Here is a 16,361-nt window from a genome sequence, read left to right as displayed (position 1 = left end):
CCGCGCAAGCGGTTGCGCGGCGCCCCTGCCTTCAGAAGTCGGTCCAGCCGCCCTGCACCATCGTCTGGAACTTCCAATCGCCCGCACATTTCACCAGCAGGTCGCCGTAACGCACCTGCTGGCTGGAATCGCCCACCGTGATCGTGGCGTCGGTGACGACGAAGACCAGATTCTCGTTCAGGAAGGTCGGTGTGCGGACCGAGACCATGTCGACCTGTTCTGAGCCACCGAGCTCGGAGGTCATCTGTGCGATGTAGCGGGCGCGGTCATAGGACTCGGCCTTGCCGTCGCTGACCTCGTTGAGGGGGAACATCGCCTGATCGGCCATTGCCTCGACATCCTTGGCCACGGCAAGGGCATCGAAATTCTCGAACCAGGCCAGGACACCGGCGACGTCGGTGGGACTCGGGGTGTAACCCGTCGATGCGGTGTTGCCGGTGCTGGGCGCGGTCATGAGCTCTCCTCGGTCGTTTAACAGCGTACAGCGTACGTCGTACACAGTACGGAGATATCTCGCGGCCGTCTACGATCGACGGACAGCGAAAGGTGGGTCGGCCATTGCCCAGCGACAAGGTGCGCTCCAGCGCCGGAGACCCGGTGCGCACCCTCGAGTTGCTGTGGCGCCGGTCCTCGGGCAAGCCGATGCGTGGTCCACGACAGCGCATGACCGTCGATCAGGTGGTGGAGGCCGCCATCGGGATCGCCGACGAGCAGGGGCTGGGCCAGTTGACGATCCGCGCGGTGGCCGGCGCGCTGGGCGCGGCGCCGATGGCCATCTACACCTACGTACCGGGCAAGGCCGAGCTGCTGGACCTGATGCTCGATGCCGTCTACCAACAGATGCCGCGCACCGACCTCACCGGAATGTCTTGGCGAGAAAAGGTTTCGGCCATCGCGGACGAGAATCGGGCGATGCTGGCCCGCCACCGATGGGTCGTCGGTCTACCCACCACCCGGCCGCCGCTCGGCCCGGGGATGATGGCCAAATACGAACACGAATTGAGCGCCTTCGACGGCCTCGGTCTGACCGATCTGGAGATGGACGCGGCCCTGACCCACCTACTCGGCTTCGTCGACTCGGTATCGCGGATCGCGACCGCGTCCCGCGCCGCAGCCGAGGACAGCGGTGAATCCGACGACCAGTGGTGGCAGCGGGTCGGTCCGCTGTTGGAAGGCGTCCTCGACGCCGAGCGTTACCCGCTGGCCGTCCGGGTCGGCGCGGCGGCCGGGCAGACACACCACAGCGCCTACGACGCTGGGCACGCCTACGATTTCGGGCTCGCCAGAATCCTCGACGGATTCGCCGTACTCATAGAGCCCCGCCGCACCTGATCAGACTCAGATCCCGAAAGCGTTGCGCAGGAACGGGGTCGAATCCGCCAGCGAGGCCAGCACCGTTCCGCTGTGGTCCTCCTCGGGGTACACCTTCAACTCGACGTTCTGATTGTTGGCCACCAGCTGGTCGTAGAACGCCAGCGTCGAGGCCGGCGGCACATCGCGATCGAGCAGACCCACGCCAAGGAAGATCGGCCGGTCATAACCGGTGACCGGGGTTCCCATGAACTCGTTGAGCGCGTCCTCGATGCCAGGAATGCTCAGCAGCGGCTTGGTGAACATGGCGGCGGGACTCAGGTGGGCCAATTCATCGGTCAGCGGGTGCACACATACCGTCTGCGCCCGCTCGGCCGCCTGACGGCCGGCCGGCGACAGCACGCTGTTGACGTCCAGGTCGGGCCGCGCCTCGCGCAGGGCTGCGAGGATATAGGCGGTGTACGCGTTGGCGACCGGGCCGAGTTCGGGCAGTTGCAGGTCGGGGCCGGCCTGCGCCACGAACTTCTGGATGTTGGCCGGTGTCCCGGTGGCGACGACGCCCCGATAATCCAGCCCGCTACCGGCACTGAACTCGGTGGCCCACCGGGCGCTGGCCACCGCCGCGCCACCACCCTGGGACTGTCCGACGATCGCCCACTTGGGCGAGAGTGACAGCGGCATCTTGTGCGCGGCGACGACCGAGTCGATGACGCCGTGGGCGGTGGTCACGCTGTTGAGGTAGCTCATCAACCCGGGCGTTCCGAGACCGGCGTAGTCGCTGGCCACCACGACGTAACCCTGGTCCAACCAGTGCGATAGGTACTCGTTGTCGCGCGGCGTGCGTGGCAGCGCCGACGGGGTGCAGTCGTCACCGAGCCCGACGGTGCCGTGCGCCCACGCGATCACCGGGTAGCCGCCCGCCGGGGCCGGGCTGTGCGGGACGAACACCGCCGCGGTGCTCACGGCGGGAGCGCCGTGCTGATCGGTGGTGGAGTACAAAATCCGGTACGCGGTTCCCGCGCCGGTCAGGGACAGTTCGGGGGCCAGCTCGACGGTCTCGATCACGTTGCCCGCGGCGGGGATCGGTCCTGCGTATAAACGGGCATCCAAGCCCGACCAGTTCGGTGCGACCGGCTGCGCTGCCGCGGGTATGGCCAATGCGATTGTCGAGAAAAGCAATACGAGAATCCGCACGACATGTCGAAGAGCCATGCTGCACACCCTAGTGGGGCCTGGTCGGCGATCCGGGAGCCCCATCGTGGCCGGGGTATGGTCGAACGGCGCTGGGCTGCACGGTTCAGCCCGTTGCCAGATTCTGCGCTGGCGCACGTGACGATGACGAGGGGCCCGGCGGCCCGGACTGCGAGACCAACGATGCCGAGCGCACCAGACCAACCGACATCGCCAACCGCCCGGGGCCGGATACCACGTCTGGCCGCATGGCTGTTGGTACTGGCCGGCGCGGCGCTGTTGGCCGCCGCACCGACTGTCGCCGAACCGATCCCGGACCAGGAACCCGAACCGCGATCGACCACCGTCGCGGTGCACACTCTCGAGCCGTTCGTGATGCGGACCGGCAACGGGGACCTGACCGGGTTCAGCATCGAGCTGTGGAATGACATCGCCAAACGTCTCGGGTGGTCCACCGAGTACGTCGATGTCGGCAGCGTCGGGGGTCAACTGTCGGCGGTCGCGTCCGGACAGGCCGATGTCGCGATCGGCGGCATCTCGTTGACTGCGGATCGCGAGCGCACGTTCGACTTCTCCCATCCCACGCTGGATGCCGGCCTGCAGATCATCGTTCCGGTACACGACACCCGGCCCTCGATACCGGGCCTCGGGGGATATCTGGACCTGCTGCTGTCGCGCACCATGCTGATCTGGCTCAGTGCCGCGATCGTCGTCAGCGTCGTACCGGCACACATCTATTGGCTGATCGAGCGTCGCAGTCCCGAACCGGTGATCGCGCGGGCGTATCTGCCGGGAATCTTCCAGGCATTCGGTTGGGGTATCGGATCGCTGGTGGGCAAGAACGCGACGACGGCGACGCGCACCGTCACGCAGGCGTTGGCGATCCTGTGGGGGTTCGCCGGGATCGTCTTCATATCGTTCTACTCGGCGAACCTGAGTGCCAGCCTCACCGTCGCGAAACTGGACGCCAAGATCGCCGGACCTGCCGATCTCTACGACAAGTCCGTCGCGACCGTAGGCGGCACAACCGCCGCGGAGTATCTGCGGGACATGGGTATCGACGCCACCCTCACCGACACCATCGAGGAGTCGTATCACCTGTTGCGCGAGGAGGGTTATGACGCGGTCGTCTTCGACGCGCCGACGCTGCGCTACTACGTGGCCCACCGCGGTGAGGGTGTCGCGGTGATGGCAGGTCCCGTATTCCACGACGAGGATCAGGGTTTCGTGATGGGATTGGACAGTCCGCTGCGCAAGCCGGTCAACCAGATGCTGTTCCAGATGCGTGAGGACGGCACCTACAACCTCATCAAGAAGAAGTGGTTCGGCGACGACATCGCGACCACGGCGGCCGATCCCAACTGAGGTCTACCGACCCGAATCCTTATCTTGACTAATTCCAGAAAAGGGTCCAGACTCGTCGTGTGCCGACCGCGCAGGACTTCCAGCAGATGCTGCGGGGCGCATCGCTTCGAGTGACGCGCCCGCGTATCGCGGTGCTAGGTGCGGTGCACCGGCATCCGCACGCCGACACCGATACGGTGATCCGGGCGGTGCGCGCCGAGCTCGCCGATGTCTCGCATCAGACCGTCTACGACTCGCTCAACGCGTTGACCGCAGCCGGCCTGCTGCGCCGCATCCAGCCCACGGGTTCGGTGGCGCGCTATGAGTCCAGAGTCGGCGACAACCACCACCACGTCGTGTGCCGCTCATGCGGTGTCATCGCCGACGTCGAGTGCGCCGTGGGTGAGGCTCCCTGTCTCACCGCGGCAGACGACCACGGGTTCACGATCGACGAGGCCGAGGTCATCTACTGGGGCCTGTGCCCCGATTGCATTACCGCACAAGAACTTCAGCCGCACGTCGGCTCGAAGTAAGAAACCAGTCCGACAGCCCCGGAAAGGATCCACCACGTGCCCGAGACAAGTCCCCCGATCGGTGAAGCGCAGACCGAACCCACAGAGGCGAAGTGCCCGATGGTCATCAAGCCGCCGGTCGAGGGTGGCAGCAACCGTGACTGGTGGCCGAACGCGGTCAACCTGAAGATCCTGCAGAAGGATCCCGAGGTCATCAACCCGCATCCCGGATTCGATTACCGCGAGGCCGTGCAGAACCTGGACGTCGCGGCGCTGACCGCCGATGTCGACGCCGTGATGACCGACTCGCAGGACTGGTGGCCCGCCGACTTCGGGCACTACGGTCCATTCTTCGTCCGGATGACCTGGCACGCCGCCGGCACCTACCGGGTCGCCGACGGACGCGGCGGCGGCGGTAAGGGCATGCAGCGGTTCGCCCCGCTCAACAGCTGGCCCGACAATGTCAGCCTGGACAAGGCGCGCCGGTTGCTGTGGCCGGTCAAGAAGAAGTACGGCAAGCAGCTGTCCTGGTCGGATCTGCTGGTGTTCGCCGGTAACCGGGCACTGGAGAAGATGGGCTTCACCACCGCGGGCTTCGCGTTCGGCAGGCCGGACTACTGGGAGCCCGAGGAGGACGTGTACTGGGGCGCCGAGCACGAGTGGCTGGGCAGTCAGGAGCGTTACGCGGGCGCCAACGGTGACCGCACCAAGCTGGAGAACCCGCTGGGTGCCAGCCACATGGGCCTGATCTACGTCAACCCCGAAGGGCCGGAAGGCAACCCGGATCCGCTCGCGGCGGCAACCGATATCCGTGAGACCTTCGGCCGGATGGCGATGAACGATGTGGAGACCGCGGCGCTGATCGTCGGTGGCCACACCTTCGGTAAGACCCACGGCGCCACCGAGGTCGAGAACGGCCCCGAGCCCGAGGCCGCACCGCTGGAGAGCCAGGGCCTCGGCTGGGCCAACTCCGGCGTCGGCAACGAGACCGTCAGCAGTGGTCTCGAGGTGACCTGGACGCACACCCCGACCAAGTGGGACAACAGCTTCCTGGAGATCCTGTACGGCAACGAATGGGAACTCGTGAAGAGCCCCGCCGGTGCCTTCCAGTGGCAGCCCAAGGACGGCGGTTGGGCCAACTCGGTGCCGATGGCCCAGGGCAGCGGCCGCACCCACCCGGGCATGCTGACCACCGACCTGACGATGCGGATGGATCCGGGCTTCGAGAAGATCACCCGGCGTTGGCTGGATCACCCCGAGGAGCTGGCCGAGGAATTCGCCAAGGCCTGGTTCAAGCTGCTGCACCGCGATATGGGGCCGGTGAGCCGCTACCTGGGGCCGCTGGTTCCCCAGCAGACGTGGTTGTGGCAGGACGTCGTACCGGCGGGTACCCCGCTCTCGGATGCCGACGTGGCGAAGCTCAAGACGGCGATCGCCGATTCGGGTCTGACTGTCTCCCAGCTCGTCTCGACGGCATGGAAGGCCGCGGCGTCCTACCGCAACAGCGATATGCGCGGTGGCGCCAACGGTGGCCGCATCCGGTTGCAGCCGCAGATCGGCTGGGAATCCAACGAAACCGACGAACTGACGCCGGTGATCGCCAAGCTCGAGGAGATCCAGGGCTCGGCCGGAGTCGATGTCTCCTTCGCCGACCTTGTGGTCCTCGGTGGCGTCGTGGGATTGGAGAAGGCCATCAAGGCGGCCGGCTTCGATGTCGCGGTGCCGTTCACCTCAGGTCGTGGCGATGCCACCCAGGAGCAGACCGACGTCGAGTCGTTCGCCTACCTGGAGCCCAAGGCCGACGGTTTCCGCAACTATGTGGGCAAGGGCCTGCCGCTGCCCGCGGAGTACCAGCTGATCGACAAGGCCAATCTGCTGGGTCTGTCGGCTCCCGAGATGACCGTCCTGATCGGCGGACTGCGGGTGCTGGACACCAACTTCGGTGGCACCAAGCTCGGTGTGTTCACCGAGAACCCGGGCGCGCTGACGAACGACTTCTTCGTCAACCTGCTCGACATGGGCACCAAGTGGGCGCCCTCGCCTGCCGATGACGGCACCTATGTCGGTACCGATCGTGCCAGCGGGGCCGAGAAGTTCACCGCCAGCCGGGTCGATCTGCTGTTCGGGTCGAACTCCCAGTTGCGGGCCTTCGCCGAGGTGTACGCCGAGGACGAGGCCAAGCAGAAGTTCGTCGAGGACTTCGTCGCCGCATGGACCAAGGTGGCCAATGCCGATCTGTTCTAGGCGGACCTGAACCAATCTGCAGCCCTCGATCCAGGCCGGTTCCTTCGGGAACCGGCCTGGTCGTGGTTTTGCGGGCATTCTGTGCGCCGAACCTGAAGAAGTTGCCGCAGAATGCCCGAATTCTCGCAATCTTGTCCAGATTCGGCGCGAAAGGCCGGCTAGTGCGCGGCGGCCTTCTTCTTGCCCAACGGCAGCACGTGCACGATCAGCGCGACCACGGCGCCGATCAGCAACCCGACCACCGCCGAAATCCCGGTGTTGACCAACCAGGCCACCCCGCCCTCGAACACGCCGACGGCGTGCGCGGTCCAGTGTTCGGCGTCGTGGACCAACTCGTACGGCGGCCGCAACCCGGCCTCGTAGCTCTGCGCCAGCAGGATGTGACCGCCGACCCACAGCATGGCCACCGTCCCGACGATGGACAGTGTGGAGAGCACCTTGGGCATCGCGGCGACCAACCCGCGTCCCATCTTCTGCGCGAAAGCCGAGCTGCGTTGTGCCAGCGCCAATCCCGCGTCGTCCATCTTCACGATCAGCGCAACGACGCCGTACACCGCCGCGGTGATCACGATCGCCACGATCACCAGGCTGGCGAGCCGCAGCCAGAACGTCTGCTCGGCCACCTCGTTGAGTGCGATGACCATGATCTCGGCGGACAGGATGAAGTCGGTGCGGATGGCCCCGGACGTCATCGTCTTCTCGACATCCTCACCGGCCACCGCCGCCGGTGCGGCGTGCCCGTCACCACCGGAGATCCAGCCCCACACCTTCTCGGCGCCTTCGAAGCACAGGAACGTCGCCCCGGCCATCAGCAGGTAGGGAAGTGCCCACGGCGCGAAGATGCTGAGCAGCAGCGCGGCGGGCAGGATGAACACCAGCTTGTTGCGCAGCGACCCGATGGCGATGCGCTTGATCATCGGCAACTCGCGGTCGGCGGTGATTCCCTGCACGTACTGCGGTGTCACCGCGGTGTCGTCGATGACGACGCCCGCCGCCTTTGCCGTGGCCCGCCCGGCGGCGGCACCGATATCGTCGACCGATGCGGCGGCAAGGCGGGCCAGGGCGGCGACGTCGTCGAGGAGTCCGAAAAGGCCTGCGCTCATGCCTCCGAAGGCTAGCGGGTACCGCGGTCGGTGGCGACGGCACCGCGAACACCGGGGGATCCCGGTGCCGGACAGCCCTGTGAGCACCTGATAAGGATTGGTGATGGGAATCAATCAGCGCTCCAAGATCGTGATGTCCGATGAGGAGATCGCCGAGTTCATCGATCACAGTCGCACCGCCACCATGGCCACGGTGTTGCCCAACGGCCGTCCGCATCTGGTGGCCATGTGGTACGCCGTCCTGGACGGGGAGATCTGGTTCGAGACCAAGGCCAAATCGCAGAAGGCGGTCAACCTGCGGCGCGACCCCACCATCACCGTGATGATCGAGGACGGTCACACCTACGACACCCTGCGCGGTGTGTCGATCGACGGGACCGCGGAGATCATCGACGACCCGGAGACCAACATGCGCGTGGGGATCAGCGTGTGGGAGCGCTACACCGGGCCGTACTCCGAGGACGTCAAACCGTTCGTCGAGCAGATGATGAACAACCGGGTATGTGTCCGGGTGGTGCCCGGGCGCATCCGCAGCTGGGATCACCGCAAGCTCGGCATGCCCGCAGTTCCGTTGGGCGGCAGCACCGCTCAGTACCTGGGTTAGACCGGCGGTGGCGCGAACCCCGGGCTGACCAGCGCGGTGGCGATCCCGCTGCCGATCGGGCCCGCTCGGTCGAACAGCGTCGCCGTCCCGGTGGCCACCCCGGCGTCCGCGTAGTGGGTCAGCGCGCTGAGCCCGATATCGGGGCCTTCCGGTAACCGGCTGAGTGTCAACGTGTAATCGGCATTGATGTAGAGCAGGCCGTCGGGACCGAAGTGCGTCAGTGAGCTGACCACATCGCCTGCGATCGCCGCGTGGGCGAACGGTGTCATGGGCTGACCGTCGACCAGCGCGGTGTTGGTGCGCAACCAGACGTGTTTCGGGCCGCGGTGCGCCCAGGCGCTCAGATCGGAACTGGTGCCCGCGCCGTACGCGATCACCTGCATGGGCGCGCCGGTACCCGGACCGCCCGGATCCGGCGGGACGGGCATGTCGACCGGGTGGGTCCAGATATCCGTGCGCGGTGCCTGCCCCCGGCGTAGGTAGAGCACGCTGGCGCGGGCCACCGGCTGACCGTCCTGCAGCGCGGTCGCGTCGATCACGATGATCCGCCGCCCGGCCCGCACGGTGGTCGTGCTGACGGTGAGCGGGGCCAGCGCCGCCGGCCGGAAGAGGTCGACGGTCAGCCGTGCGGGTTGGAAATCCGGCTGACTGTGGTCGCGGTCGACCACGAAACCGAGCAGGCCACCGAGTATGTTGCCGCTTATGGTCTGGCCCCAGGGGCCGCGGGCGATGCTGGTGGGTGTGTAGCGGTCACCCTCGGCGATGAAATAGGCGACGGGCCGGGAGTTCGGCACGGACGCTAGGGATTCTTGGCCAGGTACGCGGTGACCATCGAGCAGTGGGACTCGATCTGTAAACCCGCTGCGCGGGTGGCCGCGACGGTCTCGGCGACCAGTTGGGTGCCCAGGCCCCGGCCGCCGAACGCGGGATCGATCTCGGTGTGGGTGAACACCCGGACCCCGTCGCGATCGTGGAAGTCGATGAGACCGACCTGCCGCCCGTCCAGTGCGATGGTGAAGCGGTGGTCACCGGGGGTCACCACGGCCGCCTGCTGTTCAGCGCTCACGGGGTTTGAGCCTAGTGCCGGGCATACCGGGCGCAGGCAGTCGGTCGACGGCGCCGCGATAGCCGACGACCTCACCGAACTGATCGGATCGGTCCTGCCACGCCTGCCGATAGGCCACGATCTCGTCGTGGCTGCGGCCGACGAAGTTCCACCACATCAGCAGTGCCTCGCCGAACGGTGGCCCGCCGAGCAGCATCACCCGGGCCGGCTGCTCGCCGCGATTGACGATCTGCAGCCGATCGCTGCCGGGGGACCGATAGGCCAGGTCGGCTCGGCGCAGGGCGGTCTGATCTACGTCGACGGCGCCCTCGTCGAGCAGCACGCCGTGTTCGAAGGACGGGTCGACGGCCAGGCTGACCGACGCCCGAGGCGCGATGTCCACCTGCGCACCCAGCAGTGGGGTGAAGGTGTGCACCGGCGAGCGGTCGCCGGCGAGCTCGCCGAGAAAGACCCGCACCGTCGCGCCATCGATCGTGCGTGGTTCGGGTACGTGGTGGGCGAAGTCCCGTGCGGTGTGCCGGTCGCTGTCGGGCAGGGCGACCCACAGCTGGACGCCGTGCAGGGTCGTGGTTTCGGGTGTGGCTACCTCGGAATGGCAGATGCCGGCACCGGCCGTCATCAGATTGAGCTCTCCTGGCCGCACCGCCGCGTGCACACCGTTGCTGTCACGATGCTCGATCTCACCGTCGAAAAGCCAACTGACGGTCTGCAATCCGGTATGTGGATGTGGGGGTACGTCCATTCCGGCGGAGGTTCGGATGTCCTGGGGTCCGTAGTGGTCGGCGAAGCACCAGGCGCCGATCATCGAGCGTTCGCGTGCGGGCAGGGTGCGGCGTACCGTCATGGCCCGCGGCCCGCCGAGAGGGACTTCGCGAGCCTGCAGGACGCCCGCGAATGAGGAAGGGCGGCAGGCCACTTCGTCGGGAGCGGGATCGGCATTGCTCATCGGGCCAAGCCTAGCGATGGTTCGGGGACGGTGCCGGCATGTCGCCTCTCGGCAAGTGGTCGCTCGAAGCGACGATATTTCAGTGGTACCCGGGGCATGTCCGGCACCGTCGGAACAGATCAACCGATCGGTGCGGCGCGGTATTCCGCCGGCCGCCTGTCGGGTGCCGCTCCCGCTGCCTGCCCCTCGTCGACGGCAGCGGGAACGGCCCGTCTCAGGCCGACTCGAGGAAGAGTCGACGTGCCCGCACCGGGTAACCGTTGCGCTCGGCCAGTGAGCGCAGTTGCTTGAGCGCGAACGTGCGGCCGCGGCCTGCTTCGGGGATGACGATTCCGGCCCACAATCCTTCGGCGCGCGGAAGCTCACAGGCCTCGCGCGCGCACGCCCACCGGCGTGGGCACATCCGGCAGATCGTCTTGGCGTCCTCGTCGGCGGTGATGGTCCAGCGTTCCGGATCGCGGGTGCATTCGCCCACCGGCAGTCCGTCCAGGCCCAGTGCGTTCATGGTGTCTCCTCGTGCGGCGGCGGCAGGAGTGCCGCGATGCCGACGAATCTAGAGCACAAACCGTAGCGATGCAACAGTTAGTCGAGTGGAAGCTGCAGCGGTTCACGGCTCGCATACCGCGTTAGCGCACAAACTGACAGCTAGAGGCGTTTTTTGAGGAAATCGCCAGAAACAAGGTGCAACGGTCGAACTGTCGCGTTGATTCGGTACGGTAGCGCGAGAGCGCCGATATCTATACCCCGAGCCATAGCAGTGCTACGGCTTTGGCTACGATCGGCCCACCCAGTTCGGGGACCAGAAGGGACATGGCGTGGTCGAGACCGGGAACGGCGAGCCTGCCGATGACCCCGGCATGGTCCGGGCGGGGGCAGCCGCGGCCGCCCGTCGTCGCGAACTGAACGTCAGCCAACGCCGTCTCGCTGCCGATGGTGTCATCAACGCCGGTGCACTGATCGCGTTCGAGAAGGGACGCAGCTGGCCGCGGCTGGCAACCCGTGCCAAGTTGGAGTCCGTCCTGCAATGGCCGCCGGGCACCATCGAACGGATTCGCCGGGGTGAGCCCGCCACCCCGGCGCCGCCGGCGCGCCCGCAGCCCCCCGCCGCCGACGACGAGCTGCCGTTGATCGCCCAGGCCGTCGTCGCGGCCGCGAACACCTTCGCCGGCAGCATCGAGGCGCTACCGCCGGTCACCGACCCCGGGTTCACCGGACGAGCCACCGCGATCCTGGCCGACCTGCGTCAGCTCGAGGCGGTCGCGGCGAGGGCGGCGCGCATCCAGTTGACGCCCGAGCTCATCAGGGCGTTGAGCGGGGTGCGCAGCCGCATCGACGAACTGACCTTGCGGGCCGCCGAGGCCCCGTCGGCGACGCTTGGCCAGCGGCTGTACGCCGCACGGCGTCGGGCCAACCTGACCGTCGGTGAGACCGCGATGGCCGCAGGTGTTTCCGATGACGCCATCGTGGGGACCGAGGCGGAGCGGCCGCCGACCGAGGCCGAGGTCGCGGCCATCGAAGCGCTGATGGCCCAGATCGACTGAGCCGAGCCCGCTTTCAGAAACGCTCGCGGTGGCGATCGTCGCTGGTGGGAAAGTGCGCGGCCAGTGCGGCGGCGATCTCGACGAACTTGCGCCGAGTCGGCGCGGACATCGTGGCGGTGCCTGCGATGACCCCACCGGGACGCAGCTGATGGTCGAAGGGGACCTCCACCACCGCTTGGCCCTGCCCGGCGAACTGCTGGGCCAGGATGGTGCGCGTCCGTTTGTCGGCATGACCGTCGGAATCGTTGAGCACCACCACCGTGCGCTGCAACAGTCCGGTCAGCCCCCGCGCGGCCAGCCAATCCATCGTCTGGCCCGCCGCCGCGGCGCCGTCGACCCACGGCGAGGACACCACGATCAGGGCGTCCAGATCGCGAAGGGCCTCCTGGGTCACCGGACTGTCCATGGTGGAACTGCAGTCGATGATCGAGATGGAGAAGTGCCGGTCCAGCCGGGACGTGGCCTCCCGATAGATCGCCGGATCGAGAACCCGTCGCCTTGCCGGTGTCGCCTCGCCGGCCAGGACGAAGAGGCCCGCGGCATTGTGGCCCACTCGGCCGCGGATATCGGCGAAGGTCTCCAGATGTTCGTCGGCAGCAAGCTCCCAGTAGGAACCGACGGCCCGGGGATCCACCCGACTGCCGAGCTTGCCGAACGCCGTGTCCGCGTCGATGGCCACCACCCGGTCGTCCTGGCGCAGTTCGGCCAGCACCGAGCCCACGCTGGCCGACACCGTCGTCTTACCGACGCCGCCCTTGCCCAGCACGCCGATCTTGTAGTGCCCGCGCAGCACACCGCGGATCCTGGCCTCCAGTTCGGCCTCGCGGACCTCCGCCGGTGACGGCCCGAGGTTGATCAGTCCGAACGACGCGCGCAAGACCAGCCGCCGCCAGCCGCGTCCCGGCGCCGGCTTGCTGGTCGGAACCAGCTCTGCCACCGGAATCCGTTCGGCGTAGGAGCTCGGTGGGGCGGGCGGCGGAGCGTGCTGCGCGGGCCACGATTGCGGCGGGTAGGGCGGCCGGTGGGAACTGGCCGCCGGCGGGGCGGGGCGTGCCTGCGGCGGCCATGGCGGCGGAACCTGACGCTGCGTGGGGATGGGGCCGGTCTCCGCACTGTCACCGGCCTGTCCGCGCGATGTGTCATCGCGGTCGGTCAAGGCGATCTCCTCGTTCGATGTCTCCTCCAGTATCGACCACCGCCCGGCATCGCCGAGGTGATCCGACCCGTGGCGGCAGCCCGTGGCACCGCGCGTGGCCTGCCCGAATTCGTGCATCTGGGGTACTCCGGGCGCTGCTAGGGTCGGGTGGGCAAACACGCGCCGGGCCGGTTTTCACGCGAAATCCGCCGGATTCGGTGCGCGCGGGCCGTCACGACGCGACGATGGTTCTCCGAGGGGGAGGGGGATGTAGCCGATGACCAGTTCTTTCGCCGGACACGGTGAACCCACGCACTATGACGACGTGGTCGCCGTCGAGGTCACGATCGACGGCATGCTCGTCATCGCCGATCGGCTACAGCTCGAGGAGTTCCCGCCCGCCCTGGGTATCCGGCCCAACATCCCCCAGCCCGACCTGCGGGAGAAGGTCTGGGACCAGGTTGCCCGCGATCTCACCGAGCAGGGCGTGCTCGACGCGTTCGGCGCACCGCATCCCGAGGTCGCGGCGATGTCCGACACCCTGTCGCGACCCGATCGGACCCTGGAATGCCGATGGTGGCGACGCGATGTCGGCGGCAAGATGGTCCGGTTCGTGGTGTGCCGCAAGGGTGATCGACATGTCATCGCCGCACGCGACGGTGACTTGCTGGTTTTGCAGCGGGTGGCGCCGCAGGTCGGATTGGCCGGAATGGTCACCGCGGTGCTCGGCCCCGCCGAGCCGGCGGATGTCGAGCCGATGACCGGGGTCACCGCCCGGTTGGCCGAATCGCGCACGCCCAACCAGCTGTCCCAGTTCGGGATCTCGCCGGCCTCGGCGCGCACCTACGCCGACGCGACGGCCAACCCGAACAGCTGGGTGGAGATCACCGCCGCCGAGCGGCACTCCGGGGGCACGTACACCCAGGCCGATGTCGCTGCCGGCGTACTGGATTCGCCGCTGGGCCGCATCGTGTCGATCCCACGCAAGGTCAACGGCGAGCTCTACGGGAGCTTCCTGGCCGGCACCCAGGACAACCTGCAGCGCGCGCTGGACGGACTGATGTCCTTCCTGCCCGCCGGGGCCTGGTTCGAGGCCAAGGCCGAGCCGACCTACTACGACGACGGAGACTGAGCACCTTCATGATGGGCAACCAGCCCTTTGACGATGACGACGAGGTCGATACCGAGGACGGCGTGGACATCGGTGGCGGCCTCGCCGCGTTCGACGACATCTTCGAGGTCCCCGCACCGCACCCGGACCCCGAACTCGACGCCTTCGGAGTGGACTTCGGTGCACCCGAGCAATCGGTGGGCGAGCCGTTGTTCACGGTGACCAACCCGCCTGGCACCGTCACCGTCTCGGCACTGCTCGACGGTCGTATCCACCGCATCGAACTGTCGCCGGAGGCGACCACCGAGGCCGATTCGGAGGCCCAACTGGCCGCCGAGATCGTCGTCATCGCCGACCTTGCCAACCAGCAGGCTCGCTCCGCGCAGTTCTCCTACGTGCTCGAAGGAATGCAGGACCACGGCCACGACGCAGCAGACACCAGGGAGTTTTTGACCCGCAGCGTCGGTCTGCCCTCCCCGGAGCAGGCCGATGCCGCCCGGGCACAGATCTTTGCGACCAGGTATGCAGGTGAGCATGAGTGATCACCTGGTAGCCCTGTTCGGATCGGCGGTCGGCATGCTGCCCAGCGCTCCTGCTCGCTCCCTGGAACTGTTCACCGAAATCACCGCGGCGGACGAGACGGCGTGCGACGCGTGGGTGGGCCGGATCCGGTGCGGTGACTCCGACCGGGCGACGCTGTTCCGAGCCTGGTTCTCGCGGAACAACTTCGGGCAACTGGCCGGTGCTGCCGAGATATCGATGAACAGCGTGGGGGCGCGCATCCCCATCGGCGGCATGTTCGGCGACATCACCTACCCGGTCAACTCACCGCTGGCGATCACGATGGCATTCGCCGTGCGGGAGGCTGCCGAGGGCAACCACGCCGACGCCATGGAGGCGCTCGACGACGCCCCGGCGATGGGCGGCGAGTACCTGGTGTCCTGGATTCGCGCGGTCATCTACGGCGCGGCCGAGCGCTGGACGGATGTCATCGACGAGGTGCGCTCCGCCGGGAGCTGGCCGGACAAGTTCCTGGCCGCCGCGGCCGGTGTGGCGCACGGCGTGGCCGCCACCAATCTCGGTCTGTTCACCGAGGCCGAACGGCGTCTCACCGAATCCAACTCGTCTCCGGCGGGTGAGGCCTGCGCCCAGGCCATCGCCTGGTACCTGGCGATGGCGCGCCGCAGCCAGGGCAACGAGGATGCGGCCATGGCGCTGCTGGAATGGCTGCAGGCCACCCATCCCTCGCCGAAGGTGACCGCCGCACTGCGTGATCCGTCCTACCGCCTGGTCACCACCACCGCCGAGAAGATCGCCCAGCGCACCGATCCGTGGGATCCGGGCAGCGTCGTGGCCGACACCTCCGGGCGGGAGAAGCTGCTGGCCGATGCGCAGGCCGAACTGGACCGCCAGATCGGACTCAGCCGGGTCAAGGAGCAGATCGAGAAGTACCGTGCGGCAACGCAGATGGCCAAGATCCGCGCGGCGCGCGGGATGAAGGTGGCCCAGCAGTCCAAGCACATGATCTTCACCGGACCGCCCGGTACCGGCAAGACCACCATCGCCAGGGTGGTCGCCAATATCCTCGCCGGCCTCGGCGTGATCCCCGAGCCCAAGCTGGTGGAGACCTCGCGCAAGGATTTCGTGGCCGAGTACGAGGGACAGTCCTCGGTGAAGACCTCGCGTACCATCGACCGCGCCCTCGGCGGCGTGCTGTTCATCGACGAGGCCTACACCCTGGTCCAGGAACGCGACGGCCGTACCGACCCCTTCGGTACCGAGGCGTTGGACACCCTGCTGGCGCGGATGGAGAACGATCGCGACCGGCTGGTGGTGATCATCGCCGGGTACAGCAATGACATCGACCGGTTGCTCGAGACCAACGACGGCCTGCGGTCCCGGTTCTCCACCCGGATCGAGTTCGACTCCTATGCCCCCGACGAGATCGTCGACATCGCCAAGGTGATCGCCGAGGCCAACGACTCCAGGCTCAGCGAGGAGGCGGCCAAGCGGGTGCTCGATGCCGCGACGCTGCTGGGTGACCGTTCGCTGGGCGGAAAACCCGCACTCGACATCGCCGGAAACGGCCGGTACGCACGACAATTGGTGGAGGCGGGTGAGCAGAGCCGGGACATGCGGCTGGCCCGGTCGCTGGACTTCGAGAACCTCGGTGTGGAACAGCTCAGTGAGATCAGCGGTGAGGACATGGCCGCCGCGATCGATGCCGTGCACGCCAGGCTGAACATCGGATAA

The 16,361-nt window shown here is 67.5% G+C and carries 17 protein-coding genes; 9 read left to right on the top strand and 8 right to left on the bottom strand.

The window, feature by feature from the left end:
• Positions 1-31: 31 nt before the first annotated feature.
• The gene (locus G154_RS09045) at positions 32-454 is read right to left on the bottom strand and encodes a hypothetical protein (protein ID WP_019512301.1); all 423 of its coding nucleotides are present in this window, start codon (positions 452-454) and stop codon (positions 32-34) included.
• 104 nt (positions 455-558) lie between these two features.
• Between G154_RS09045 and G154_RS09040 the strand changes: the two genes are divergently transcribed.
• Positions 559-1,332: a TetR/AcrR family transcriptional regulator gene (locus G154_RS09040; RefSeq protein ID WP_023985088.1), complete on the top strand. Its 774-nt coding sequence runs from the start codon at positions 559-561 to the stop codon at positions 1,330-1,332.
• 6 nt (positions 1,333-1,338) lie between these two features.
• Here the strand turns inward: G154_RS09040 and G154_RS09035 are convergent, their stop codons facing one another.
• A complete protein-coding gene (locus tag G154_RS09035; RefSeq protein WP_031601251.1) occupies positions 1,339-2,523 on the bottom strand; it encodes a S9 family peptidase in 1,185 nt (394 codons plus the stop codon).
• Positions 2,524-2,685: 162 nt separating this feature from the next.
• Here G154_RS09035 and G154_RS09030 point away from each other — a divergent pair, with 162 nt between their 5' ends.
• Genes G154_RS09030 through katG form a run of 3 tightly spaced genes read left to right on the top strand, consistent with a single transcriptional unit; the run spans position 2,686 to position 6,602 of the window.
• Positions 2,686-3,867, top strand: coding sequence for a transporter substrate-binding domain-containing protein (locus G154_RS09030; protein WP_110807102.1), 1,182 nt, complete (start codon positions 2,686-2,688; stop codon positions 3,865-3,867).
• Positions 3,868-3,926: 59 nt separating this feature from the next.
• Entirely contained in the window at positions 3,927-4,379 is a 453-nt protein-coding gene (locus tag G154_RS09025; RefSeq protein WP_019512297.1) for a Fur family transcriptional regulator, read from the top strand.
• A 36-nt stretch (positions 4,380-4,415) separates the two neighbouring features.
• A complete protein-coding gene (gene katG / locus G154_RS09020) occupies positions 4,416-6,602 on the top strand; it encodes a catalase/peroxidase HPI (RefSeq protein ID WP_023985085.1) in 2,187 nt (728 codons plus the stop codon).
• 158 nt (positions 6,603-6,760) lie between these two features.
• On the opposite strand, the gene G154_RS09015 is transcribed toward katG, so the two are convergent.
• Positions 6,761-7,705, bottom strand: coding sequence for a DUF808 domain-containing protein (locus G154_RS09015; RefSeq protein ID WP_019512295.1), 945 nt, complete (start codon positions 7,703-7,705; stop codon positions 6,761-6,763).
• Positions 7,706-7,808: 103 nt separating this feature from the next.
• Here G154_RS09015 and G154_RS09010 point away from each other — a divergent pair, with 103 nt between their 5' ends.
• Complete coding sequence (locus G154_RS09010; protein WP_019512294.1) at positions 7,809-8,309, top strand: pyridoxamine 5'-phosphate oxidase family protein; 501 nt, start codon at positions 7,809-7,811, stop codon at positions 8,307-8,309.
• Here G154_RS09010 and G154_RS09005 read toward each other — a convergent pair.
• The 4 genes from G154_RS09005 to G154_RS08990 form a co-directional block, all read right to left on the bottom strand.
• Entirely contained in the window at positions 8,306-9,103 is a 798-nt protein-coding gene (locus G154_RS09005; RefSeq protein ID WP_019512293.1) for an acyl-CoA thioesterase domain-containing protein, read from the bottom strand. The two genes, G154_RS09010 and G154_RS09005, sit on opposite strands and share 4 nt — an antisense overlap.
• A 5-nt stretch (positions 9,104-9,108) precedes the next feature.
• A complete protein-coding gene (locus G154_RS09000; protein WP_019512292.1) occupies positions 9,109-9,375 on the bottom strand; it encodes a GNAT family N-acetyltransferase in 267 nt (88 codons plus the stop codon).
• A complete protein-coding gene (locus tag G154_RS08995) occupies positions 9,365-10,321 on the bottom strand; it encodes a pirin family protein (RefSeq protein ID WP_023985084.1) in 957 nt (318 codons plus the stop codon). Before G154_RS08995 ends, G154_RS09000 begins: the two co-directional genes overlap by 11 nt.
• A gap of 214 nt (positions 10,322-10,535) precedes the next feature.
• Positions 10,536-10,826: a WhiB family transcriptional regulator gene (locus G154_RS08990; RefSeq protein WP_019512290.1), complete on the bottom strand. Its 291-nt coding sequence runs from the start codon at positions 10,824-10,826 to the stop codon at positions 10,536-10,538.
• Between the two features lie 352 nt (positions 10,827-11,178).
• On the opposite strand from G154_RS08990, the gene G154_RS08985 reads away from it, so the two are divergent.
• On the top strand, positions 11,179-11,862 hold the full coding sequence (locus G154_RS08985) for a hypothetical protein (RefSeq protein WP_045546561.1): 684 nt from the start codon (positions 11,179-11,181) through the stop codon (positions 11,860-11,862).
• A gap of 13 nt (positions 11,863-11,875) precedes the next feature.
• Here G154_RS08985 and G154_RS08980 read toward each other — a convergent pair whose 3' ends face one another.
• Positions 11,876-13,135 carry a MinD/ParA family protein gene (locus tag G154_RS08980; protein WP_019512288.1) on the bottom strand — a complete coding sequence of 420 codons (1,260 nt, stop codon included), beginning with the start codon at positions 13,133-13,135 and terminating at the stop codon, positions 11,876-11,878.
• 139 nt (positions 13,136-13,274) lie between these two features.
• Here G154_RS08980 and G154_RS08975 point away from each other — a divergent pair, with 139 nt between their 5' ends.
• The 3 genes from G154_RS08975 to eccA are packed head-to-tail and all read left to right on the top strand — an operon-like array spanning position 13,275 to position 16,361.
• Positions 13,275-14,129, top strand: a complete 855-nt coding sequence (locus tag G154_RS08975; protein WP_019512287.1) for an ESX secretion-associated protein EspG — start codon at positions 13,275-13,277, stop codon at positions 14,127-14,129.
• Positions 14,130-14,137: 8 nt separating this feature from the next.
• Positions 14,138-14,650, top strand: a complete 513-nt coding sequence (locus G154_RS08970) for a hypothetical protein (protein ID WP_019512286.1) — start codon at positions 14,138-14,140, stop codon at positions 14,648-14,650.
• Positions 14,643-16,361, top strand: a complete 1,719-nt coding sequence (gene eccA / locus G154_RS08965; protein WP_023985082.1) for a type VII secretion AAA-ATPase EccA — start codon at positions 14,643-14,645, stop codon at positions 16,359-16,361. Before G154_RS08970 ends, eccA begins: the two co-directional genes overlap by 8 nt.

Source organism: Mycobacterium sp. VKM Ac-1816D, assembly GCF_000416385.1.
Classification (GTDB): Bacteria; Actinomycetota; Actinomycetes; order Mycobacteriales; family Mycobacteriaceae; genus Mycobacterium; species Mycobacterium neoaurum_A.
This window is presented reverse-complemented; position numbering and strand designations above follow the sequence as displayed.